The organism is Polynucleobacter sp. AP-Reno-20A-A9 (assembly GCF_018882085.1).
GTDB lineage: Bacteria > Pseudomonadota > Gammaproteobacteria > Burkholderiales > Burkholderiaceae > Polynucleobacter.
Genome location: NZ_JACVPB010000002.1, coordinates 37,846 through 62,326 on the forward strand (window position 1 = coordinate 37,846; position 24,481 = coordinate 62,326).

A 24,481-nucleotide genomic window follows, 5' to 3' on the forward strand; every position below is an offset into this window, starting at 1 on the left:
AATTTATTTGGTCTCTTTTTTTTCATGCTTCCACAATACATCCGAACCGCCAGCTGCACGATTCAAAATACGCGATAGCACAAAGAGTAAGTCAGATAAGCGATTGACATATTGACGAGGAGAGTCATAGAGAGGCTCTTCCCATCCTAAACGCACAATCGAACGCTCCGCTCTTCGACACACAGTGCGACATACATGAGCTTGAGCTGCGGCACGTGTACCACCGGGTAGGATAAATTCCGTTAACGGAGGTAGTTGTGAATTGTATTTTTCTAGCCAAACATCTAGCTGCGCTACGTGCTCAGGGTTGAGTAATTTGTAATTGGGAATACAGAGCTCACCACCCAAATCAAATAAATCATGTTGCACCTGCAGAAAAAGCTCCTGTAATTCAGAAGAAATGCTTCCTGGGATCTCCTCGGTCATTAAAACCCCGATTTCTGAGTTCAACTCATCGATATCGCCCATGGCGCAGATCCGCAGGTGATCCTTCTCCACGCGACTTCCGTCACCCAAGCCCGTCATTCCTGCGTCACCGGTTCTAGTGGCGATTTTTGATAGTCGATTTCCCATAAGCTTAATTATAGGTAAATGGCTAAAATGATTCTTATGAATATGGTGACCCCACCCCCCGAATTAGCCGCTATTAGCGCCCTTCAGTCCAAATTGGTTGCGGCCTTGCGCCCAATCCTGCCGGAATATGCCCTTCTATGGGAGCCAGAAGACACCATTCCATACGAATGTGATGGTCTGGCCGCCTATCGTCGGATGCCTTTGGCAGTAGCTTTGCCAGAAACAGAAGAGCAGGTCGCCAAAATTCTGAAGATTTGCTACGCGATGCAAATCCCAGTAGTACCTCGCGGATCAGGAACCGGTCTCTCAGGTGGCGCAATGCCCCTTTCTCAAGGGTTGGTGCTGTCATTAGCCAAGCTCAAGAAAATTATCAGCATCGATCCGTTTACTCGCACTGCAGTTGTTCAGCCTGGCGTGCGCAATCTTGCTATTTCTGAAGCAGTTGCCCACCTCGGTTTGTATTACGCTCCAGATCCCTCCTCTCAGATTGCTTGTTCAATTGGCGGCAACGTCAATGAAAACTCTGGTGGTGTGCACTGCCTTAAATACGGCCTCACTCTGCACAACGTTCTGCGTGTGCGCGGAATACTCATGAACGGTGAGATCGTTGAATTTGGCGGCTTAGCACCAGATGCACCTGGACTCGATTTACTCGCCATCATGATGGGTAGCGAAGGCATGCTTGCCGTAGTTACTGAAGTCACAGTTAAGTTGGTAGCGAAACCAAAATTGGCTCGCGTGATCATGGCAAGTTTTGATGACATCGAAAAAGGTGGTAATGCAGTTGCTGCCATCATCGCAGCCGGCATTATTCCTGCTGGTTTGGAGATGATGGACAAAGCTACCACTCGCGCTGTAGAGGAGTTTGTCCATGCAGGCTATGACTTAGACGCTGCAGCTATTTTGCTCTGCGAATCTGATGGCACTCCAGAAGAAGTTGCTGAAGAAATCGAACGCATGACCAAGGTGCTTGAAGAAGCTGGCGCAAGCGGTATTCAGATTTCTAAAGATGAAGGTGAGCGCTTGAAGTTTTGGAGTGGGCGCAAAAATGCTTTCCCAGCAGCTGGGCGCCTAGCGCCAGACTACTACTGCATGGATGGAACTATTCCTCGTCGCCACATTGCCACCCTACTTAAGCGCATTCAGGGTATGGAAGAAAAGTACGGCCTTGGATGTTTAAACGTATTCCATGCAGGCGATGGCAATATGCATCCCCTGATTTTATTTAACGGTGCTGACCAAGAAGAATGGCATCGTGCAGAAGAATTCGGCACCGAAATCCTAGAAGCCTGTGTAGAACTCGGTGGCACGATCACTGGTGAGCATGGTGTTGGCATCGAAAAAATTAATTCGATGTGCGTGCAGTTTGGTGAAGGTGAGCGTGAATCCTTCTGGGGTGTGAAGAGTGCTTTTGATCCAGAAAAATTACTCAACCCAGATAAAGCTATTCCGACTTTGAGTCGGTGCGCAGAATATGGTCGTATGCGCATTAGCGGTGGTCAATTACCTCACCCAGAATTGGAGCGCTTCTGATGAGTCACTCCAACCCACAAATTAATGCATTCCAAGAGCAAATTCTGAATGCAGCAAAGAACAAAACCCCGCTCTCCATTCAAGGCGGTGGCACTAAGTCTTGGTACGGCAATCCAAATAGCTATACCAAACTAGATACACGTGCCTACTCAGGCATTTTGGAATACCAACCAGAAGAATTAGTCATCACCGCTTGTGCCGGCACTCCGCTGAAAGAAATTGAAGCGGCTCTCAAAGAAAAAAATCAGGTACTTGCTTTTGAACCACCTCATTTTGGCGAGAACGCAACCTTTGGTGGCGCAATTGCCGCTGGCCTAGCGGGTCCAGGACGCATTACAGTTGGCAACTTCCGCGACTTTGTATTGGGCGCTCGAATTTTGGATGGCAAAGGTCAAGATCTTTCCTTTGGCGGTAAGGTCATGAAGAACGTAGCGGGTTATGACGTCTCTCGTTTGTTGCCTGGCTCTTTGGGAACGCTTGCTCTTTTGTTAGAGGCCTCAGTCAAAGTTTTGCCTAAACCCGCTGCGACCGCAATCTTACGTTGTCAGATCTCTCAAGAGAAAGCCCTCAAGATATTGAATGAATGGGCTGGCCAGCCATTACCTCTATCTGCAAGTTGCTGGATTGGTTCCGCCAAAGGTGGAAATGGAGAGCTAACTTTCCGTCTCGCCGGTGCGGCAGCTGCTGTAAAAGCCGCCATCCCCCTCATGAGTTCTTTGGTAATGGCTGCTGAGGTCAAAGAAGATATTGCTGAGCATTTCTGGAATGATTTGCGAGAGCAAAAAATTGCCGCCTTCAGTAATCTTGGCGCAGATCAAACGCTCTATCGTTTAGCGCTACCTGCGGCCTGTGGACCAATCACTATCCCTGGCACTGCCGATGAAATCATTTTGGAGTGGCATGGTCAACAGCGCTGGATAAAGGCGCCTGGCGATGAGGCCACCTTTAAAGCTTTCAAGGCCATTGCCAACTCCCATGGCGGACATACAACTCGCTTTAGACAGGGTGCAAATGTAAACCCTAGCAATCAGCGCTTTACTTTGCTATCCGAGCAAGCTCACTCCTTTGCCCTTGAGGCAGTGCAAGAACGCCTGAGATTAGCTTTTGATCCTGCAGGTGTATTCGCTACTAAACGTCTTCCATAAGTCTTTCTATGCAAACTCAACTCGCTCCTCAATTTGCCAACACGCCGGAAGGTATCGAGGCAGCCCGCATTCTGGGCAAATGTGTTCACTGCGGCTTCTGTACAGCCACTTGCCCTACCTATCAAATACTTGGTGACGAGTTAGATGGTCCTCGCGGACGTATCTATCTGATTAAGCAGATCGCCGAGGGTCAAACGCCCACTGAAAAGACTCGCCTGCATTTAGATCGTTGCTTAACTTGTCGCAATTGCGAGAGTACTTGCCCGAGTGGTGTGCAATATGGCAATTTAATAGACATTGGTCGCAAATGGGCAGAAGAAAATACGCCTGAGCGCCCAATCGGCCAACGCCTGACTCGTTGGGCCCTAAAAGAAGGTTTAACTAAGCCGGCTTTATTTAATACGGCTATGAGCCTAGGTCGCTTAGTACGTCCGTTAATGCCAAGCGGTATCAAACGCAAGATTCCGCTGACCGTTAATAAAGCATTAGCCAATTCTACCGATGCCTATGCAAGACCTACTGCAGCCCATCAGCGCAAAATGGTTTTGCTCGAAGGTTGCGTACAGCCTGGCATGCTCCCGAATATTAATTCAGCAACAGCGCGTGTACTTAATGCGTTAAAAATTCAAATGATTAGCGCGCCCAATGCCACCTGCTGTGGAGCGCTACGTTATCACCTCAATGATCAAGCTGGCGGCCTAGATAATGCCAAGCAAAATATTGATGCGTGGTGGCCTTTAGTTGAAAGTGGCGTGGAAGCTATTGTGATGACAGCATCCGGTTGTGGTGTGATGGTGAAAGACTATGGCCACTTGTTTGCAAATGATTCTGCCTATGCGGCCAAAGCGAAGAAAATTTCCGAGCTAACCAAAGACATTTCCGAAATACTACCTTCCTTACAAAATGAGCTAGTTCAGCTGGTGGGTACAGACCCAAAACCAGGTGTCGTATATCACCCACCCTGCACCTTGCAACACGGCCAACAAATTCGTGGCAAGGTTGAGGGATTACTTTCTAGCATCGGTATTGGCGTACGTTTATGTGCCGATAGCCATCTTTGCTGCGGATCTGCCGGCACTTATTCAGTGACTCAGCCAGAACTATCTGAGCAACTTCGTAAAAACAAGTTAACTCACTTAAATGCAGCATGTGAGGAGTCTGGTGCCGAAGTGATTGTTTCCGGGAATATTGGTTGCATTACTCATCTACAACAAGATGACACTCCAGTGGTCCATTGGATCGAAATCGTAGATCAATTGCTGAGCAAAACCTCTAAGGCCGCATGAATTCCATTGTTGTTAATCTGATGCAAGTCAGAGCACGGATTGAGCTGGCTGCCTTAGCCGCAAAACGTGAGCCCGAAGAAATTGAACTTCTGGCGGTTAGCAAAACCTTTCCGGCCTCAGCAGTTGAAGAAGCCATGCACGCTGGACAATCTGCCTTTGGTGAAAACTACGTGCAAGAGGCCGTTGAAAAAATTGAGAAGCTAGCCAAATTACGCCCATGGTTAATCTGGCATTTTATAGGCCCCTTACAGAGCAATAAAACGAAAGAAGTAGCGCAGCACTTTGATTGGGTTCATAGCGTGGACCGTCTCAAAATTGCAGAACGCCTATCCGCTCAACGTGGCGAGTTTCCAGATTTACCGCCATTGATGGTTTGCGTACAAATCAATGTCAGCGAGGAAGAAAGCAAAAGTGGTATTTCCCTGGTTGAAGTTGAAGAGCTCTGTAATGCCATTGCCTCTTTGCCAAACTTGGTTTTGAGGGGCTTGATGGCCATTCCTGCCCCCAATCCAGATCCAACTTTGCAGCGTCAGGCTTTTGCAGCCGTGCAAGATTGCTTCAAGCGGATACAGGCCACACACTTCACTGAGCTCGGCTACCAGTTCTTTGACACCCTTTCGATTGGCATGTCCGATGATTTAGAGGCTGCCATCGCTGAAGGCAGCACTATAGTTCGTGTTGGCACAGCCATTTTTGGGAAGCGCGATAAGATTAGCAAATGAGCACAAACAAAATCGTACAAAATAATAGCAATGCGCACATTACCTTTATTGGTGGTGGCAATATGGGGCGCGCCCTCATCAGCGGCCTTCTTGCCAATGGATTCGAACCCAACCAAATCTCTGTCGTAGAGGCAAATGCTGTAACCGCCCTAAAGTTATATGAAGATTTTGGTGTTCAAGGTATTGGTGCTCTGGAGAACATCGCTTTTGACTTCTCCAAAAATAATGTGCTTGTCATGGCGATCAAACCACAAGACTTCAATGTCGTTGCTAAAGGTTTGGCGTCCAAGTTAAAGCATGCCAGCGCTCCCGGTCCACTCATTCTGAGTATCGCTGCCGGCATTCGCTTAAAAGATATGAGTCGCTGGCTTGACCACACGCGCTGTGTGCGCGCCATGCCTAATACTCCAGCCTTAATTGGCAAAGGTATTACCGGTCTTTTTGCAGATACGGCTGTTGATCAGTCTGACCGCGCCTTAGCTGAAACTATTTGTAATGCGGTAGGTCAAGCCGTTTGGGTAAAAGAAGAAAAGCTGATGGATGCAGTAACTGCTGTTTCTGGCAGCGGCCCTGCTTATGTCTTTGCGTTTCTTGAGGCAATGCAATCTGCTGGAGAGAAGCTTGGCCTTGATTCAGAGACAGCTCGCAAGCTGGCTTATGCCACTCTTGAAGGCGCTACGCAGCTGGCCCATAACTCTGATGAACACGCTGGGGTTCTTCGCGAGAGAGTCACTTCAAAGGGTGGAACTACTGCTGCCGCTCTAGATGTCATGAAGCAACAAGGTTGGCACGAGATCTTAGAAAAAGCGATTGATGCTGCAAGTCAGCGTGGTAAAGCGATGGGCGATGAACTCGGCCAGAGTTAATTAATACCTAGACCCAACAAAATCCCCAGAAATAAAAATCCGCCTAACCAATTGTTATGGCGGAATGCTTTAAAGCAATTATCTCTATTGCGGGTTGACACCAACTTCAAGTGATAGATTGCGCAAGCTAGCGCGGGGAACCATCCCAATAAAAAATAATTACTCAAGTTAGCCAATTGAGCCACCCATAACTGGCTCAGAAAAAGCATGCCGTAGCTGATTGCAATAGCGACGACATCGTACTGCCCAAAAGTAATTGCGGATGTTCTCAGCCCTAAGCGCAAGTCATCATCTCGATCCACCATGGCATAAGCAGTGTCATAGGCGATTGCCCAAAAGATGTTTCCGATAAATAAGAACCAAGCCTCAAGGGGAATGAAATCCAAAATAGCCGCATAAGCCATCGGGATACCAAACCCAAAGGCAATACCTAAGACGGCTTGGGGCATGGCAAAAAAGCGTTTAGTGAAGGGGTAGATAAAGGCTACCAGCAAAGCAAGTACTGATAGTTGTTTTGTAAATGTATTCAGAGGCTGAATGAGTAAAAACGCAATGAGGGCTAAAGTCCCGGCTACAGCTATAGCCTCTTTGCCAGAGATTTTTCCACTCGTTACGGGGCGGTCTTGCGTCCTTTTAACATGACGATCAAAATCACGGTCAGCGTAGTCATTAATTGCACAGCCAGCACTGCGCATTAGAAATGTGCCCGCCGTAAAGATCAACAAAATAGACAAATCAGGCATGCCACTGCTTGCCAACCAAAGAGCCCAGAGCGTAGGCCACAACAGCAATAGCGTACCAATCGGCTTATCTAGCCTGATTAAGTATCCATAAGATATCAAGCGCTCTTTTAAATTCATAGGGTAATTATCAGGCCTTTAAAAATTCCGCTCGAGATCCGAGCCAGCGCTCTAAATGACGCTCCACTAGATCTGCATGCTCAGCAAGCAAGCGCTCAGCCGCCTGTTGGGCCAGCTCAATTAGCCAGGCGTCGCGTTGCAAATCGACAAAGCGCAACATAGCATCACCTGATTGCTTCGCACCTAGTAACTCACCCGGACCACGCAGCGATAAATCCCGCTCAGCAATCACAAATCCATCTGAGGTCTCGCGTAAAGTTTGTAGACGCTCCTTAGCAGCCATTGAAAGCGGCTCGGCATACATCAAAATACAAACGGAATCTGCAGATCCTCTCCCCACGCGGCCGCGCAGCTGATGAATCTGGGCATAACCAAAACGCTCAGCATGCTCAATCACCATTAAGGCCGCATTCGGTACATCTACCCCAACCTCAATTACCGTAGTGGCAACCAAGAGGTCAATCTCATTTGCCTTGAAGGCGGCCATGACTGCTGCTTTTTCTTCCGCTTTTAATCTGCCATGCACCAAGCCAACCTTAAAGTCAGGTAAAGCCAGCGTCAATTGCTCGAAGCTCTCAACTGCCGTTTGCAATTGCAACACTTCAGATTCTTCAATCAGGGGGCAAACCCAATACGCTTGCAACCCCTTGGATACCCAACTTTGTAAACCGCCGATCACCTCATCACGGCGACTGGCTTTGACCACTTTAGTGGCAATCGTCTTTCGGCCAGGAGGTAACTCATCGATAACGGAGACATCTAAGTCAGCATAGTAGGTCATCGCTAAGGTACGCGGTATTGGTGTAGCAGACATCATCAGTTGATGGCAGTAAAACAATTCTGAACCTACCCGTTGCTGAATCTCTAAACGCTGCCTCACTCCAAAGCGATGTTGCTCATCAATTACTGCTAAACCCAATCTAGCAAAACTGACATTCTCCTGAATCAAGGCATGGGTACCGATAATGAGTTGGGCTTGCCCATTCTCGATCATCTCTTGTGCCAGTCTTTTTTCTTTCGCCCTCAGACTTCCTGACAGCCAAGCGATTTTTACCCCCAAAGGTTCAAACCATTCTTTCATTTTGAGATAGTGCTGCTCAGCCAAGATCTCCGTAGGCGCCATGATGGCGGCTTGATAGCCATGATCCATTACTCGCGCGGCAGCTAAGGCAGCTACAACAGTCTTGCCACTACCCACGTCTCCTTGCAGAAGGCGATTCATAGGGAATGACTTGGAAAGATCATTGCTAATTTCAGACCAAACACGATCTTGAGCATTGGTTAATTTAAAAGGCAACACTTTTAGCAAACCCTCTTCAAAGCTTTGCTGCCCTCTCTTGTCTTTACGCTCTTCTTTATTTTTTGCAAAACTTGGCGCATGCCGCTCCTGACGAATCGCATGCGCACGCTTTAAAGAAATTTGCTGAGCAAGGAGTTCTTCAAACTGCACTCGACGCCAAGCGGGATGAGTACGCTCCAGCAATGCCTGGGTATTAGCGTCAGCAGGCGGTTGATGCAAATAGGTAATCGCTGCTTGAAGGCTTGGCCAGTCATTACTTGGCAATAACTCCGCCATCAGTTTTTTGGGTAAGAACTCAGCCAAACTGTCTTGCAGGCTTGAGTCACGTAAGGCTTGTGTCACGGCCTTACGAATAATCGTTTGCGAAACCCCAACGCTTGCCGGGTAAACCGGGGTCAAACTAGCTGGCAAAGGCGCATCTGGGGCTACGGCTCGCACGGTAGGATGAACCATCTCTGGACCCTGAAAACCTTCACGCACTTCACCGCGAACTCGAATATTGACCCCGACAGCCATTTGCTTCTGTTGGCTAGGGTAGAAATTGAGAAAACGGAGGTTTAAGGTTTCAGTTTCATCCTCAATAGTCACTATCATCTGCCTTCTGGGCCGAAATAGGACCTGATTACGAATGACTACACCTTGGGTCTGGGCCGAATTAAACCTACCCTGATGGATAGCCTCCTCAATAGTCAGCAGCTCCGTCTCATCCTCATAGCGGGATGGCAGGTGCAAAGCAAGGGCCATAGGGCTGTCTAAACCCATCTTTTGGAGTGTGCTTGGCGCTTGTTTAGTAGTCATCGTTAAAATCTAACACCTGATGGTAATGCTATGCAACTCTCCGACTTTAATTACGAACTCCCGCCCGAACTAATCGCCCAGCATCCTTTGGCGAATAGAACCGATAGCCGCCTCTTAGAGGTCAAGGCTGATGGGCCAAATCACGTCGAATTGGTAGATCGACAGTTTAAGGACATTCTTAACCTTCTTCAGCCCGGGGACTTATTAGTATTTAACGACACCAAAGTCATTCCTGCGCGCTTACACGGTAAAAAGGAGACTGGCGGGAACGTTGAGCTACTCATCGAACGCATTAGCGGAGAAAAGCAGGCTTGGGTACAAATTAGGGCATCTAAGGTACCTAAGACTGGAATGATTGTTCATATCCATAACCAAGTAGGCGAAACATTCCCCGTAGAGATGATTGGCTATGATGGACGTTTTTACGAAGTCCGCTTTCCGGAGAATGTTTTTTCTTTGCTTGAGCGTTTTGGTGAACTCCCATTACCCCCCTACATTGAGCATCAACCCGATGGTGAAGATGCGCAGCGCTATCAAACGGTAGTCGCTAAAAATCCAGGGGCAGTAGCTGCCCCGACAGCAGGTTTACATTTTGACGAGTCCATCTTGCAAGAACTCAAGGCATTAGGTGTTCAACAAGCTGCCGTCACCTTGCATGTGGGGGCTGGAACATTCACACCCGTACGCGAAGAGGATCTTTCAAAACATAAGATGCATTACGAATGGTTTTCTATTCCCAATGAGACATTACAAGCAATTGAGGCTACCAAGAAAAATGGTGGCAGAGTTGTTGCGGTAGGCACTACCAGTCTGCGCGCCCTGGAGAGCCAGGCAGCCAGTGGACAAAGTAGCGGCGAGACTAATCTCTTTATTACCCCAGGTTATCAATTTAAAACGGTAGATTGTTTGTTAACCAACTTTCATCTGCCAAAATCTACTTTATTAATGTTGGTAAGTGCTTTTGCCGGAATGGATAACATCCGTGCAGCTTATCAACATGCCATTCATCAGAAGTATCGTTTCTTTAGTTATGGAGATGCGATGTTTCTTTGTCGACTCGAGAATCCAAAGTTATGACCAAACCCGTTCACTTCAATATTCTGGCGCGCGACTCGCAAAGCCCGGCGCGCCTTGGTCAACTTGACCTGCCGCACGGTAGCGTACAGACACCGATCTTTATGCCTGTTGGAACGTACGGCACCGTAAAGGCAATGACGCCACGTGATTTGAATGAAGCTAAAGCGCAAATTATTTTAGGCAATACCTTTCATCTTTGGTTAAGACCGGGATTAGATGTCATTAAAAAACATGGTGGCTTGCATCGCTTCATGGGTTGGGACAAGCCGATCCTCACTGACTCTGGTGGCTTTCAGGTTTTTAGTTTGGGCGCATTGCGCAAGATCTCCGAAGAAGGCGTGACTTTTGCATCTCCAATTAATGGCGACAAATTATTTATGTCTCCAGAAGTGTCGATGGAAATTCAGGCGGTACTCAATAGCGATATTGCGATGCAGTTTGATGAATGCACTCCTTACGAAATCAAAGGTCAACCAACCTCCGAAAAAACAGCTCGTGCATCACTAGAGATGTCTTTGCGCTGGGGTGATCGCTCCCTGAAGCGCTTCCGCGAACTCAATACTGGCAACGGACTCTTTGGTATTGTCCAGGGCGGCATGTTTGAGAATCTGCGTGAATTTTCTTTAGACGCCGTAAGTCAACAAGGTTTTGATGGGATTGCAATTGGCGGCCTATCGGTTGGAGAACCAAAACCCGAGTTTGAGCGGATTCTCAATTTCACAGCACCAAAATTGCCAGAACATATGCCTCATTATTTAATGGGCGTTGGCACTCCAGAAGATCTGATGTTGGGCGTTAGCTTAGGCATTGATATGTTTGATTGCGTGATGCCAACCCGCAATGCCCGCAATGGCTGGCTTTTTACCCGCTTTGGCGACCTCAAGCTCCGCAATTCTGGGTATAAGGACGATGATCGCCCGGTAGACCCCACCTGTGCGTGCTATACCTGCCAAAACTTCACCAGATCCTACTTAAATCACCTCCAAAAGGCGAATGAGATCCTCGGATCCCAGCTGAACACCATCCACAACCTGTCCTATTACCTCCAGCTCATGAATGAGGTCCGTGAGGCTCTCAGCAAAGACCGTTTTAGCGCTTATCGGGAAGAATTTCATAGTAATCGCCAGCGCGGCGTTGAGCCCGGACAGGACTAATAGCCCTACAGGGGGCAAAACCCCCCCTGCAAATCACCTCCAAAGCCCCACACAGTTTAGAATTGCGGGTTACGGCCATTGGTTTCAAGGTCGAAAAATATCGCAGTTTTCAATTGGTAATTAACGGAGGTTTTGTATGTGGATTAGTAACGCTTTTGCCCAAGCTCCTGCAGCGGGCGCAGATTCCAATGGCTTGATGAGCTTTCTCCCTTTAATTTTGATGTTTGCAGTTTTGTACTTCATCATGATTCGCCCACAAATGAAGCGTCAAAAAGAAACCAAAGCAATGCTTGAGTCATTAGGTGTTGGTGATGAGGTTGTTACTGTTGGCGGCATCATGGGCAAAGTAACGGCGTTAAAAGACCAAGTGGTTACCGTTGAGATTTCTGCTGGCACTGAAGTGCAAATGCAAAAAGGTGCTATCACTACAGTATTGCCAAAAGGCACACTGAAGTCTGCTTAATGCATCCGCTTAATTTGTTTGATTAAAAGTATCTCTATATGAATCGCTACCCTCTCTGGAAATATCTAGTCATCGCTGTTGCATTACTGATCGGCGGACTATATTCATTACCCAATTTCTATGGTGAGGCTCCAGCGGTTCAAGTCTCGTCTGCCAAACCAACCATCAAGGTTGATTTGGCAACCCAGTCTCGTGTCGAAAAAATTCTGGCAGAAGAAAACATTGGTAATACCGGCATCTTCTTTGAAGTCGCTGGCAATGTAGGCTCTATCAAAGTTCGCTTCAACAATACTGACATTCAGTTGCGTGCACGCGATCTATTGCAGCAAAAATTGAATGTAGATCAAAATGATCCCAACTACACCGTAGCCTTAAATTTACTGTCCAATACGCCGAGCTGGCTAAGTGCTATCAACGCCTTACCAATGCCACTGGGTCTGGATTTACGTGGCGGTGTTTACTTCCTCCTGCAAGTGGATATGAAGGGTGCAGTTCAGAAAAAAGTAACTTCCTTAGCAGGCGATATTCGCAGTCAATTGCGTGACAAGAGCATTCGTCACCAAGGGATTGAGCGTGGTGCGGACTTTATCTCCATTAACCTGGCTAATGTCGAAGATGCCAATCAAGCGCGCACAGTACTAACAACGGCACAGCCTGAACTGATTTGGCTAATCAAATCCAATGGCTCTTTACCTAAATTAGTAGGTGAATTTAAGCCGACCGCTTTAAAGGAAATTCAAGATAATGCCGTTAAACAAAACATCATTACTCTGAATAAGCGTGTAAATGAGTTGGCAGTTAAAGAGCCAGTGATTCAACAACAAGGTGCTGAGCGTATTGTGGTGCAGTTACCTGGCGTACAAGATACGGCTCGTGCCAAAGACATTATTGGTCGTACAGCAACACTAGAGTCTCGCTTGGCTGACCCCTTGGTTTCCACCATTGGCTTAGGCGAAACTCCTCCTCCAGGCATGGACACTTTCCGATTTGGTGAAAACCGCTTGGGTGTATTTAAAAAATCAGTCATCTTCAGTGGAGATCGCATTACTGATGCAAGCGCTGGCTTTGATCAAAACCAACGTCCTGCCGTAAACATCTCCCTGGATGCTGCTGGTGGTCGAGTGATGCAAGAAGTGACTCGCGAAAATATCGGCAAGCCAATGGGCATGATCTTGTTCGAAAAGGGTAAAGGCGAAGTTCTCACCATTGCTACTATTCAAAGTGAGTTTGGCTCTAAGTTCCAGATCACCGGTCAACCTACCACCGCGAGCGCCAATGACTTAGCCCTCCTCTTGCGCGCTGGCTCATTAGCAGCGCCAATGGAAATCATTGAAGAACGCACTATCGGACCAAGCCTAGGCGCAGAAAATATTGAGAAGGGCTTTAAGTCGCTCTTAATTGGCTTTACTGCTATCGCAATTTTTATGATGGCCTACTACTTACTGTTTGGTACTTTCTCTGTTGTTGCATTAGCAGTGAACTTGCTCTTGCTCATCTCGGTGTTATCAATGTTGCAAGCAACCCTCACCTTGCCTGGTATCGCTGCGATGGCTTTGGCTCTCGGTATGGCGATTGACTCCAACGTGTTGATTAACGAGCGCATTCGCGAAGAGTTACGTAACGGAGCCTCACCACAAACGGCGATTTCCGTAGGCTTCGATAAAGCTTGGGCAACGATTCTGGACTCCAACGTAACAACTTTGATTGCCGGTCTAGCCTTATTAGCGTTCGGATCAGGTCCCATCAAAGGCTTCGCAGTGGTTCACTGCTTAGGTATTCTGACTTCAATGTTCTCGGCTGTCTTCTTCTCGCGTGGCCTTGTTAACCTCTGGTACGGCAGACATAAGAAGATTCAAAAACTCGCTATCGGCCAAGTTTGGCGCCCACAGGAGAAATAAGCCATGGAATTTTTCCGAATCAAAAAAGATATTCCCTTTATGCGCCATGCATTGGTGCTCAATGCGATTTCTTTAATCACTTTTTTAGCTGCAGTCTTTTTCCTCTGGCATAACGGCCTACACCTATCCATCGAATTTACTGGCGGTACGGTGATGGAAGTCAGCTACCCACAGACTGCGCCACTGGACTCTATTCGCTCCAAAGTCGAGAAGCTTGGCTATGCCGATACTCAGATTCAGAACTTTGGTAGCTCACGTGATGTAATGATTCGCCTGCCTTTACAAAAAGATGCGGAAGGTAAGTTGATCTCCTCTGCCGACCAAAGCACTGCAGTTATGCAGGCACTGGAACCAGCGATTACTGGCGTGAAGTTGCAACGAGTTGAGTTTGTTGGTCCACAGGTAGGTCAAGAACTGGCTATTGATGGCTTAAAAGCACTCATCTTTGTGATCATTGGCATCGTGGTGTATCTATCCTTCCGTTTTGAGTGGAAGTTTGCGCTCGCTGGCATCATTGCGAACTTACATGACGTTGTCATTATTTTGGGCTTCTTTGCCTTCTTCCAGTGGGAGTTCTCACTCTCAGTCCTGGCGGCCGTTCTCGCAGTGTTAGGTTACTCAGTCAACGAATCTGTGGTGATCTTTGACCGTATTCGTGAGAACTTCCGCAAATACCGCAAGATGAATACCCGTGAAATCATTGATAACGCGATTACTAGCACCATCAGTCGTACCGTTATTACCCACGGTAGTACTGAGATGATGGTTCTAGCAATGCTGGTCTTTGGTGGCCCCACACTCTTCTATTTCGCCTTAGCGCTGACCATTGGTATTTTGTTTGGTATCTACTCTTCAGTCTTCGTGGCTGCAGCATTGGCCATGTGGCTTGGTGTTACACGTGAAGATTTAGTGAAGGGTGATAAAAAGCCGGATGATGATGCTCGAAAAGATGACCCCAACTACGGAGCGCGGGTCTAACCCAATCTTTTAGTTCAGCGTAAGTTTTGTTGATCAAGGGCAGCTAAGATTCTGTTAGTTGCACCTTGATGCTCTGTTGCATAAGACTTAGCAGCTACGCTCATCTTTGCCAACTCGGTAGCATTTAATAGCAATTCTTTCAAAGCCTCCATTAAGGCTATTGGCTCCGTTAAAAGTAATTCGCCATGAATGCGTTTAGCTGCGCCACTATCAATCGCATCTAAGGCAGCCTGTTGGAAGTTATAGGTGTGCTCACCCAAAAGAACAGGGCAGCCTGCTGCGCAAGCCTCAATCAGGTTTTGACCTCCAAAAGGCAGTAAGCTTCCGCCCATCAGCACTAAGTCAGAGGCGCTGTAATACATCGGCATCTCACCCATGGAGTCACCCAGAACAACATCCAATCCAGCGCACTCACTCGGAATACCGGTCCACTCACTACGACGGCGAAACTTGAAGCCGGCATTATTGATGTGGTCTGCCACTTCTGCGAAACGCTCCGGATGACGCGGCACTAAACAGAGCAAAGGGGGGGTCGAAAATGCATTGCTCAAGAGTAAATCTTTCCAGGCTTTCAGAATAATGGCCTCTTCCCCATCACGTGTACTTGCTGCACACACCATCAGGCGATTCCCGGCATGCAGTTCCCGCTGCCATTCTTTGCCCTTAGCAAGCAATTGAGCATCAAGAGGAACATCAAATTTCAGATTGCCGGTAATGACAACATTTTTAACACCTAGACTACGATAACGTCCTGCATCAAACTCAGTCTGCGCCAGAATCCCCGCAAAGGCTTGAAATAATGCGCGCCCTGCTTTACCGAATCGATTGATGCGACGGGCACTTCGCTCAGATAAACGGGCATTGACTAAAAATAGGGGCAAGTCAATTTCTTTGCAACGAAAGACCACTGTTGGCCAAGCTTCAGTCTCCATGAAGAGGCCAAACTTTGGTTTAAATGTCTTTAAGAAATGCTCTACAGACCAGCAAAGGTCGTAAGGTAAATAGACTTGTCGAATTTGCCCAGAAGCAATCTCTTTAGCAAATAATTGCTTACCGGTGCGGCGGCCATTCAAGGTCATATGGGTGAGCAAAACGGCTTCGCCCTTGGCCAAGTAGGCTTCAATCAATGGTTGAGCCGCACGTGTCTCCCCCACTGATACTGCATGAATCCAAATAGATCCTTGAGCAATGGGCTTGCTGTAGCCAAAGCCCAATCGCTCAGGAATGTGATGAAGGTAGGAGAAGGCATGACATGCACGCCAAGCTAGACGAATAAAGGCCAACGGCAATAAAAGATGCCATAGCAATTGGTAAGCAGCAAACCAGATCCGGGGACGCGCCCCGTATTCTGAATTGGTAGTCAAACTCACTTTTTGAGACGTTCGGTCAATTCGACCGCCTTACCTAAGTAAGAAGATGGCGTCATCTCCAACAAACGTGCTTTTGCATCCTCAGGAATCTTCAAACCACGAATAAAGGTTTGCAGGTCTGCTTGATTAATACCTTTGCCACGAGTCAATTCTTTTAACTGCTCATAGGGATTCTCAATACCGTAACGACGCATCACCGTTTGCACTGGCTCAGCCAATACTTCCCAGCATGCATCTAAATCAGCAGCTATGGCAGCATGGTTTACTTCTAGCTTTCCAAGCCCGCGCAAGGCGCTGTCATAAGCCAATACGCTATGGCCAAATGCAGGGCCTAGATTGCGCAAGACAGTAGAGTCAGTCAAGTCACGCTGCCAACGAGAGATTGGTAATTTTTCAGCAAGGTGACGCAGTAACGCATTGGCAACACCCAAGTTACCTTCAGAGTTCTCAAAGTCAATCGGGTTCACTTTATGCGGCATAGTAGATGAACCGATCTCACCCGCTTTAGTGCGCTGCTTAAAATAGCCAACCGAGATATAAGCCCAAAAGTCGCGATCCATATCCAAAAGAATCGTGTTAGCACGAGCGATCGCATCAAAGAGCTGGGCCATGCCATCGTGCGGTTCAATTTGAATAGTGTAGGGATTGAACGTTAAACCCAGACGTTTCTCAACTACGTTCTTGGAAAAATTTTCCCAATCAAAATCAGGATACGCTGACATATGAGCGTTGTAGTTACCCACTGCGCCATTCATCTTGCCGAGCAAAGGAGCTGCGGCGATAGAGTCAATCGCGCGCTCTAAACGCTTGGCAATATTGGCGATCTCCTTGCCCAAAGTACTTGGTGAAGCTGGCTGACCGTGAGTGCGGGAAAGCAAAGGAACTTTAGCGTTCTCAATCGCGAGATCAGTCAATACTGAAAGTACTTTTCTGAGTTGCGGCAAGAGCACCTCATCGCGGGCACCGCGCAACATTAAACCGTGAGAAGTATTGTTAATGTCTTCTGAGGTACAGGCGAAGTGAATGAACTCACTTGCTTTTAATAAATCTGGTCGTCCAGCAACTTTTTCTTTTAAGAAGTACTCCACTGCTTTTACATCATGGTTAGTTACCGCTTCGATATCTTTAATACGCTGGGCATCCGCATCAGAAAAGTTTTCTGGAAGTGAAAGTAAAAAAGCTTCGTCAGCAGCATTAATTTTTGGGACATCAGGCAAGCCGGCAGAAGCCAACGCCAAGAGCCAATGAATCTCTACAAAAACACGTTGGCGCATAAAAGCGGCTTCGGAAAGCCATGGACGCAAGGCATCCAGTTTTCCGGCATAACGGCCATCTAGGGGTGAAAGGGCATTGAGGGTTGAAAGCGGCTGACTCACGAATATTGCCTTTGCATTGAATATGTCAATAAAAGCTGATTTTAATGCGTTCTGGAGTACAGCAAAGCCCAAATAGGATAGCTATACTTGAGGCCATGAAACTTATCGGATCCCTCACCAGCCCCTATGTACGTAAAGTACGCATTGTTTTTAACGAGAAAAAGGTCGATGTTGACCTCGAATTAGAGAATGTTTGGGCTGCAGACACCAAAATTGCCCTTACCAACCCCCTGGGGAAGGTTCCCTGCCTTATGGCTGACGATGGAGAGGCTATCTATGACTCCCGCGTCATTGCTGAATACGCTGATGGCCTGAGCCCAGTCAGCAAGCTTATTCCGACTGATAACCGCGAGCGTGCTGCCGTGAAAACCTGGGAAGCGCTAGCAGACGGAGTGATGGATGCTGGAATTTTGGCCCGTTTGGAACGTACTTTGCGTCCAGCAGAGCAACAAAGCCAAACTTGGTATGACCGTCAAATGGGCAAGATTAATGCAGCCCTACGTCAAATGTCTGAACAACTTGGTGGAAATGCTTGGTGTCACGGCAATCAAATCACCTTGGCAGATATCGCCGTAGGTTGCGCAATCGGATATTTATTATTTCGCTTTCCAGAAGTGAAATGGCAAACCCAATATCCAAACTTAGATCGTCTGTATCAAAAATTATTGCAGCGACCATCTTTTGTTGAAACCGAACCACCTGCTGCTTAATTAATTTGATGCTTAATTAAAAATGCCAATCAGTTTTGATTGGCATTTTTGCATTTGCTGTTTGAAAAATTATGAGGAAATAATTCCGCCACCTAAACAAATATCCCCGTCATATAAGACAGCGGATTGTCCAGGTGTAACAGCCCACTGTGCCTCTGGAAAACTCAAGTCAAAACTTAGCGCATCATCACCAGCACTCAAAGCGCAAGCAGCGTCTGTTTGTCGATAACGCGTCTTAGCAGAATAATTTCCAGGCGTTGGTGCCACGCCAGAAACCCAGCTGGCATCCATAGCAGAAAGCTTGTTAGCCAATAGCCACGGGTGTTCGTGGCCTTGCGCTACATACAAGGTGTTGTTAGGAACGTCCTTACGAGCCACATACCAAGCATCACCATTACCGTCCTGACTACCGCCTAAACCAATGCCCTTGCGTTGACCTAAGGTGAAGAAGGCCAAGCCCATATGCTCACCAACCGTCTTACCTTCTGGCGTTTTAATCGGGCCAGGTACGCGCGGTAAATAGCGATTTAAGAATTCTCTAAAAGGACGTTCGCCAATAAAGCAAATTCCGGTGGAATCTTTCTTTTTGGCATTGTGCAAACCAATTTGCTCGGCAATTTTTCTGACTTCCGTTTTTGGAATCTCTCCAAGCGGGAACATCACGTTTGCTAATTGTTGCTGCGTTAGGCGATGCAAGAAATAACTTTGGTCTTTACTGGCATCGACAGCTTTTAACAATTGCACTTTGCCACCCTCATGACGAACACGCGCATAGTGGCCTGTTGCAATTGCATCAGCACCCAAACACATGGCGTGATCTAGGAAAGCTTTGAACTTAATTTCGGCGTTACATAAAACATCGGGATTAGGTGTTCTCCCTGCAGCGTACTCACGCAAGAAATCAGCAAATACACGCTCACGATATTCGGCGGCAAAATTGACTGCTTCGACGTCGATTCCGATCATATCGGCGACTGAAACCACATCGAGCCAGTCCTGACGAGCAGAACAGTACTCATCGTTATCGTCATCTTCCCAATTTTTCATAAAAAGGCCAATAACTTCAAAGCCTTGCTCCTTGAGCATCCAGGCAGCAACCGACGAATCTACCCCTCCAGACATGCCAATAACGACTTTCTTGGGCTGAGAGGACGGGATTGAGGAAGAATTGAGCGGGATCATCAAAAAATGCGAAAATTCAATATAAGCTTACAGACCATATTGTAGAAGTCTTAGCCTGATTTCACAGAATTCCAGGCAAAAACCAAACAAAATGGCTGAGGAGTAAGTAAATGGGTGCAATTAGCCCTATTTAACTAAAATAGATTTTTTATAAATTTTGCTTTTGGAGACATGCCATGCGCATAGGAGTGCCACTGGAAACAAGGCCCGGGGAAACTCGAGTAGCCGCCACACCAGAAACCGTTAAAAAATTAATTGGTCAAGGTCATACCGTCGTTATTCAAAAAGACGCCGGAGTAAAAGCCAGTCAACCTGACTCCGCTTACGAAGCTGTGGGCGCCAGCATTGGTAGCGCTGCAGATGCGTTCGGCGCAGAGATTGTTCTCAAAGTACGCGCGCCTGAAGCAGCCGAACTCAAACAAATTAAATCCGGTACCGTGCTTTTGGGCATGCTCGATCCATTTGATAACGACATGATTGCAGCGATGGCTGCGCAAGGTGTAACTGCATTTTCATTAGAGGCTGCACCACGCACAACACGCGCACAAAGCATGGACGTTTTATCTTCCCAGGCAAACATTGCTGGCTACAAAGCAGTATTAGTTGCTGCAAATGAATATCAACGCTTCATGCCTATGCTGATGACTGCTGCAGGAACTGTTAAAGCAGCACGCATACTAATCCTAGGTGCCGGAGTTGCAGGCTTGCAAGCGATTGCTACAGCAAAACGTCTTGGTGCCGTGATTGAAGCATCTGATGTGCGTCCAGCAGCTAAAGAACAAATCGAATCATTAGGTGCGAAGTTTGTTGACGTTCCTTATGAAACTGATGAAGAGCGTGAGATTGCACAAGGTGTTGGTGGTTATGCCCGCCCAATGCCTGAAGCCTGGATGAAGCGTCAAGCGGCCTTGGTTGCAGAACGCGCGCAACAAGCTGACATTGTGATCACCACTGCATTGATTCCAGGACGCAAGCCGCCTGTACTTTTGCATAGCGACACTGTTGCAAATATGAAGCCAGGCTCAATCGTGATCGACTTGGCTGCAGGTAAAGGTGATAACGGTTCAGGCAACTGCCCGTTAACGCAAGCAGATAAAGTAGTAGATGTGAATGGCGTGAAGATTGTTGGCTACACCAACCTAGCCAGTATGGTTGCAGCAGATGCTTCCGCTCTCTACTCACGCAACTTGCTCGATTTCATGAAACTCATTGTGGATAAAGAAGCTAAGTTAGTTATCCCAAGTGATGATGACATCGTCACTGCTTGCTTAATGTGTCGTGATGGTCAAGCCATCCGCAAAAACTAATAGTAAAAATACTAAGGAAACACTATGGATCTCGCTGCCTTTCAAAGCATCCTCACCGTTCAAAACATTACCGTGTTTGTATTGGCCATTTTTGTTGGCTATCACGTAGTTTGGAACGTAACTCCAGCATTGCATACTCCTTTAATGGCGGTGACTAATGCCATCTCCGGCATCATCATCGTCGGCGCATTGCTCCAAACTGAAGTTATCGGTGGCGATGAAATCACTCTCACCAGCATCATTGGTGCAGTGGCGGTATTTCTCGCGTCTATCAATATTTTTGGTGGCTTTATGGTCACCCGTCGCATGCTTGAAATGTTCAAGAAAAAAGCTCCTAAAGCTGATGCGGCTGGAACCAAATAAACCTAGAACAAGACCTATATAGAGACCAAAACTATGTCAAACATAACCGCTATTTCTTATCTCATTTCATCGGTGTTGTTCATCCTCGCTTTGCGTGGCTTGTCTTCACCAACCACCTCACGCCAAGGCAATACATTCGGCATGATTGGTATGTTGTTAGCAGTTGTCACCACTTTCTTCATTCCTGATTTCAAACCAGTCATCTCTTTGATCGGCGTTGCAATTGTGGGTGGCGCGATTATTGGAACCATTGCCGCTAAACGCGTGCAAATGACCAAGATGCCTGAGTTAGTTGCTTTGATGCACTCCTTCGTAGGTTTGTCAGCCGTTTTAATTGCGATTGCCGCTGTATTTAATCCAGCCCATGACCATACTGGCGCGCAGAAGATCGAGCTCTTCATCGGCGCATTCATTGGCGCGATTACTTTTACTGCATCCGTGATTGCATTCGGTAAGTTATCTGGCAAGGTCAGTGGTAAGCCAGTGACTTTTGCTGGTCAACATTTACTCAACCTAATTTTGGCCGTTTCGATGGTTGGTGCCGGCGTTGCCTATTACATGGGTGATAGCCACGGAGCCTTCTTGGCAATGTGTGCCATTGCTTTGGTATTGGGCGTGACCTTGATCATCCCTATCGGTGGCGCTGATATGCCAGTAGTTGTATCGATGCTCAATAGCTATTCTGGATGGGCTGCAGCCGGTATTGGTTTCACATTGAACAACCCAGTGTTGATTATTGCGGGTGCTTGCGTAGGCTCATCCGGTGCGATTCTTTCATACATCATGTGTAAGGCAATGAACCGTTCCATTCTGGCTGTATTGCTCGGCGGCTTTGGCGCTGAAGCTGCTGCCGGCGGTGGCGATGATGGTGGCCCTAAGAACTACAAAACAGGATCACCTGAAGATGCGGCGTTCCTCATGGAAAATGCTGACACTGTAATCATTGTTCCAGGTTACGGCTTGGCAGTGGCTCGCGCTCAACATGCCCTCAAAGAATTGACTGAAAAGTTAACTCATCATGGCGTGACCGTGAAATATGCGATTCATCCCGTAGCAGGTCGTATGCCTGGTCACATGAACGTACTATTGGCTGAAGCTGAAGTACCATACGATCAAGTATTTGAGATGGAAGACATCAACAGCGACTTTGGTCAGGCTGACGTAGTGCTAGTGCTTGGTGCCAACGACGTAGTGAACCCTGCCGCACGCACTCCAGGTAGCCCAATCTTTGGTATGCCAATCTTGGAAGCATTTAAAGCCAAAACTATCATCGTCAATAAGCGTTCGATGGCAGCTGGCTATGCCGGTCTAGATAACGAACTCTTCTACATGGATAAAACCATGATGGTCTTCGGTGATGCGAAGAAAGTGGTTGAGGAGATGGTCAAGGCTGTTGAGTAAATCTTCGTTCGCTAAGTTTTCTGCGTGATTTCGTAGTCACGTAAATCATTTAGGACGGTAGTTGGTGGGTAATTAAACACTGACATCCGTCCTTTTTCATTGCTTTAAATTAGCGCAAAAAATCACTCTGTCCATTTCCAGTCCATTTGGAACGGGATGTATAGCATTTATGCTGCGAAAGACTATGCAAGCATGATTATTAGCGCTAGCTGCGCTTAAAATTCCGACTGAGTAATAAATATATGGTCTGGTTGTAAATTCGCCTGATATCTCTCATACATTTTGGTGTAGGCAGCCTCAATATTCTTTGCGAAAAGAGGAGTATCAAACAAGGGCGTACTAAGGCGATTACTGGCCAACTTCAATTTAATATCTGCAAGCTTCTTGGTGTTCATGGCCAATTCAATAGCTAACGCTTCATACTCTTCTTCAGTATTGGTAATAAGCTCTGGCAAACCAACCGCATTTAATAAGCTGGAAGCTACACGATTAGCAAATGATTTGCCTTTTAGCGTCAGAACTGGGACACCTACTTTTAGGGAGTCCACAGTCGTTGTATGTGCATTGTACGGATAGGTATCTAAAAACAAATCTGCCAGCGCATATCTCGCCAAATGGTCGGCCATCAACTCCTCTCTTTGAGAAAAAATTATTCTCAAAGGGTTAATATCACGCCTCTCAAATTCAGTTGTTATATTAATTTTAAAAGATTTATTATTTTCTGGAATCCATAAAACGCTATTCTCTACACTATGTAAAACTCTAGACCAGCCGTCTAAAAGATTCGAGTTAAATTTATAGTCATTATTAAAGCAACAGAAAACAAACGCATTCTCAGGAAGCCCGCACTCTTCTCTTGTAAATACCCTGGAAGAGGCAACTCTTTTAGAATCATCCACCATATAAGTATCAGGGAGATAAGCAACTTTTTCAGTATAAAAATGCTGATGTATCTCAGGTATGATAATTTTATCGGCTACGATGTAATCAATAAATTCAGCGCCCATTGTTCCGGGGTAACCCAGCCAATTCACTTGAATCGGCGCAGCTCGATAAGAAAAAATTCCAGCTCTTGAGTATTTCGTTGGCCCGGATAAATCAATGGCAATGTCAATCTCTAATTCTCTAGCTAATTGAGCAATTTCTTTGTCTGACATGCTTTCAACATCTATAAATCTATCAAAGCCCTTTCTTAGACGTAAGTTCATTTCATCTCCAATAGGAGACTTCTTTAACGAAAAAGCAAAAACTTCAAACCTACTTCTGTCATGGATTTCAAAGAGCTCAGAGGTTAGAAAAGAAACTGGATGATTTCGAAAATCAGGAGAGAAATAAGCAATGCGAATTTTCTCCTTTTTAGCGGTCTTAGGAATCAGGCCTAAAGCAAAATTTTCTGGATATCTATCTTGGGCATAAATCTCAGAACATTTCTGATGTAAAAAAGCGTCTTCGCTCAATGCAAGCAATGAAAATGGGTGTGCAACTTTCTCACTGGCCATCACCTTTTTAGAAATAATGTCTAAAAAATCCGCCATGTCTGACCAGCTACCTGTTTTCATCTTTATCTGGAGTAAATCTCCGAATACCCAGTCAATGTCAGGCTTTATGCCAAGCGCCTTATCGTAGTGAGCAATGGCTTCTTCATACTGCTGAAGCTCATTTAGTACAACGCCTTTATTTGACCAAGCCTCAGCATAGTCAGGCTTTATGCCAAGCGCCTTATCGTAGTGAGCAATGGCTTCTTCATACTGCTGAAGCTCATTTAGTACAACGCCTTTATTTGACCAAGCCTCAGCATAGTCAGGCTTTATGCCAAGCGCCTTATCGTAGTGAGCAATGGCTTCTTCATGCCGCTTTAGTTCTTTCAAGGCAACGCCTTTATTTGACCAAGCCTCGGCTAAATTAGGATCGATGGACAAAGCCTGGTCGGCAAAAGCTATAGCCTCTTCGTATCTTTTAAGCTCTTTAAGGGTTGCGCCTTTATTTAATGCAGCCTCAGCATAGTCAGGCTTTATGCCAAGCGCCTTATCGTAGTGAGCAATGGCTTCTTCATGCCGCTTTAGTTCTTTCAAGGCAACGCCTTTATTTGACCAAGCCTCGGCTAAATTAGGATCGATGG

General features: G+C 46.8%; 21 protein-coding genes. 14 read left to right on the forward strand and 7 right to left on the reverse strand.

The genetic code is table 11. From position 1 onward, the window contains the following. Nucleotides 1-3 precede the first annotated feature (3 nt). Entirely contained in the window at nucleotides 4-573 is a 570-nt protein-coding gene (locus ICN39_RS01860; RefSeq protein WP_216232441.1) for a cob(I)yrinic acid a,c-diamide adenosyltransferase, read from the reverse strand. 42 nt (nucleotides 574-615) lie between these two features. Here ICN39_RS01860 and ICN39_RS01865 point away from each other — a divergent pair, with 42 nt between their 5' ends. The 5 genes from ICN39_RS01865 to proC are packed head-to-tail and all read left to right on the forward strand — an operon-like array spanning nucleotide 616 to nucleotide 6,125. Then, on the forward strand, nucleotides 616-2,106 hold the full coding sequence (locus ICN39_RS01865; protein WP_216232671.1) for an FAD-linked oxidase C-terminal domain-containing protein: 1,491 nt from the start codon (nucleotides 616-618) through the stop codon (nucleotides 2,104-2,106). Next, a complete protein-coding gene (gene glcE / locus ICN39_RS01870) occupies nucleotides 2,106-3,251 on the forward strand; it encodes a glycolate oxidase subunit GlcE (RefSeq protein WP_216232442.1) in 1,146 nt (381 codons plus the stop codon). Before ICN39_RS01865 ends, glcE begins: the two co-directional genes overlap by 1 nt. An 8-nt stretch (nucleotides 3,252-3,259) precedes the next feature. Beyond that, complete coding sequence (gene glcF, locus ICN39_RS01875) at nucleotides 3,260-4,537, forward strand: glycolate oxidase subunit GlcF (RefSeq protein ID WP_216232443.1); 1,278 nt, start codon at nucleotides 3,260-3,262, stop codon at nucleotides 4,535-4,537. Continuing rightward, nucleotides 4,534-5,259: a YggS family pyridoxal phosphate-dependent enzyme gene (locus ICN39_RS01880; RefSeq protein ID WP_216232444.1), complete on the forward strand. Its 726-nt coding sequence runs from the start codon at nucleotides 4,534-4,536 to the stop codon at nucleotides 5,257-5,259. Before glcF ends, ICN39_RS01880 begins: the two co-directional genes overlap by 4 nt. Further along, the gene (gene proC, locus ICN39_RS01885) at nucleotides 5,256-6,125 is read left to right on the forward strand and encodes a pyrroline-5-carboxylate reductase (protein WP_216232445.1); all 870 of its coding nucleotides are present in this window, start codon (nucleotides 5,256-5,258) and stop codon (nucleotides 6,123-6,125) included. Before ICN39_RS01880 ends, proC begins: the two co-directional genes overlap by 4 nt. Here proC and ubiA read toward each other — a convergent pair. Continuing rightward, nucleotides 6,122-6,985: a 4-hydroxybenzoate octaprenyltransferase gene (gene ubiA / locus ICN39_RS01890; protein WP_216232446.1), complete on the reverse strand. Its 864-nt coding sequence runs from the start codon at nucleotides 6,983-6,985 to the stop codon at nucleotides 6,122-6,124. The genes proC and ubiA overlap by 4 nt on opposite strands. A 10-nt stretch (nucleotides 6,986-6,995) precedes the next feature. Next, a complete protein-coding gene (gene recG / locus ICN39_RS01895; RefSeq protein WP_216232447.1) occupies nucleotides 6,996-9,083 on the reverse strand; it encodes an ATP-dependent DNA helicase RecG in 2,088 nt (695 codons plus the stop codon). Between the two features lie 30 nt (nucleotides 9,084-9,113). Here recG and queA point away from each other — a divergent pair, with 30 nt between their 5' ends. From queA to secF, 5 genes are all read left to right on the forward strand, one after another. Further along, nucleotides 9,114-10,160 (forward strand): tRNA preQ1(34) S-adenosylmethionine ribosyltransferase-isomerase QueA, encoded by a 1,047-nt coding sequence (gene queA, locus ICN39_RS01900; protein ID WP_216232448.1) that lies wholly within the window; start codon nucleotides 9,114-9,116, stop codon nucleotides 10,158-10,160. Next, nucleotides 10,157-11,314 carry a tRNA guanosine(34) transglycosylase Tgt gene (gene tgt / locus ICN39_RS01905; protein WP_216232449.1) on the forward strand — a complete coding sequence of 386 codons (1,158 nt, stop codon included), beginning with the start codon at nucleotides 10,157-10,159 and terminating at the stop codon, nucleotides 11,312-11,314. Before queA ends, tgt begins: the two co-directional genes overlap by 4 nt. Before the next feature lie 136 nt (nucleotides 11,315-11,450). After that, nucleotides 11,451-11,777 (forward strand): preprotein translocase subunit YajC, encoded by a 327-nt coding sequence (gene yajC, locus ICN39_RS01910; RefSeq protein WP_216232450.1) that lies wholly within the window; start codon nucleotides 11,451-11,453, stop codon nucleotides 11,775-11,777. Nucleotides 11,778-11,815: 38 nt separating this feature from the next. After that, nucleotides 11,816-13,675, forward strand: a complete 1,860-nt coding sequence (gene secD / locus ICN39_RS01915; RefSeq protein ID WP_216232451.1) for a protein translocase subunit SecD — start codon at nucleotides 11,816-11,818, stop codon at nucleotides 13,673-13,675. A 3-nt stretch (nucleotides 13,676-13,678) separates the two neighbouring features. Beyond that, complete coding sequence (gene secF, locus ICN39_RS01920; protein WP_216232452.1) at nucleotides 13,679-14,653, forward strand: protein translocase subunit SecF; 975 nt, start codon at nucleotides 13,679-13,681, stop codon at nucleotides 14,651-14,653. 14 nt (nucleotides 14,654-14,667) lie between these two features. On the opposite strand, the gene ICN39_RS01925 is transcribed toward secF, so the two are convergent. Both ICN39_RS01925 and purB read right to left on the reverse strand, forming a co-directional pair. After that, complete coding sequence (locus ICN39_RS01925; RefSeq protein ID WP_216232453.1) at nucleotides 14,668-16,023, reverse strand: 3-deoxy-D-manno-octulosonic acid transferase; 1,356 nt, start codon at nucleotides 16,021-16,023, stop codon at nucleotides 14,668-14,670. After that, entirely contained in the window at nucleotides 16,020-17,399 is a 1,380-nt protein-coding gene (gene purB / locus ICN39_RS01930) for an adenylosuccinate lyase (protein WP_216232454.1), read from the reverse strand. Before purB ends, ICN39_RS01925 begins: the two co-directional genes overlap by 4 nt. 95 nt (nucleotides 17,400-17,494) lie before the next feature. Here purB and ICN39_RS01935 point away from each other — a divergent pair, with 95 nt between their 5' ends. Then, nucleotides 17,495-18,109 carry a glutathione S-transferase gene (locus ICN39_RS01935; protein WP_216232455.1) on the forward strand — a complete coding sequence of 205 codons (615 nt, stop codon included), beginning with the start codon at nucleotides 17,495-17,497 and terminating at the stop codon, nucleotides 18,107-18,109. A 69-nt stretch (nucleotides 18,110-18,178) separates the two neighbouring features. Here ICN39_RS01935 and mnmA read toward each other — a convergent pair whose 3' ends face one another. Beyond that, entirely contained in the window at nucleotides 18,179-19,291 is a 1,113-nt protein-coding gene (gene mnmA / locus ICN39_RS01940; RefSeq protein ID WP_216232456.1) for a tRNA 2-thiouridine(34) synthase MnmA, read from the reverse strand. A gap of 176 nt (nucleotides 19,292-19,467) precedes the next feature. On the opposite strand from mnmA, the gene ICN39_RS01945 reads away from it, so the two are divergent. Genes ICN39_RS01945 through ICN39_RS01955 form a run of 3 tightly spaced genes read left to right on the forward strand, consistent with a single transcriptional unit; the run spans nucleotide 19,468 to nucleotide 22,362 of the window. Continuing rightward, complete coding sequence (locus ICN39_RS01945; RefSeq protein WP_216232457.1) at nucleotides 19,468-20,598, forward strand: Re/Si-specific NAD(P)(+) transhydrogenase subunit alpha; 1,131 nt, start codon at nucleotides 19,468-19,470, stop codon at nucleotides 20,596-20,598. Between the two features lie 24 nt (nucleotides 20,599-20,622). Then, on the forward strand, nucleotides 20,623-20,961 hold the full coding sequence (locus tag ICN39_RS01950; RefSeq protein WP_011903634.1) for a proton-translocating transhydrogenase family protein: 339 nt from the start codon (nucleotides 20,623-20,625) through the stop codon (nucleotides 20,959-20,961). A gap of 33 nt (nucleotides 20,962-20,994) precedes the next feature. Continuing rightward, complete coding sequence (locus tag ICN39_RS01955) at nucleotides 20,995-22,362, forward strand: NAD(P)(+) transhydrogenase (Re/Si-specific) subunit beta (protein WP_216232458.1); 1,368 nt, start codon at nucleotides 20,995-20,997, stop codon at nucleotides 22,360-22,362. 215 nt (nucleotides 22,363-22,577) lie between these two features. Here ICN39_RS01955 and ICN39_RS01960 read toward each other — a convergent pair. Beyond that, nucleotides 22,578-24,481, reverse strand: a 1,904-nt coding sequence (locus ICN39_RS01960; protein ID WP_216232459.1) for a tetratricopeptide repeat protein, incomplete at its 5' end; no start/stop codon positions are given.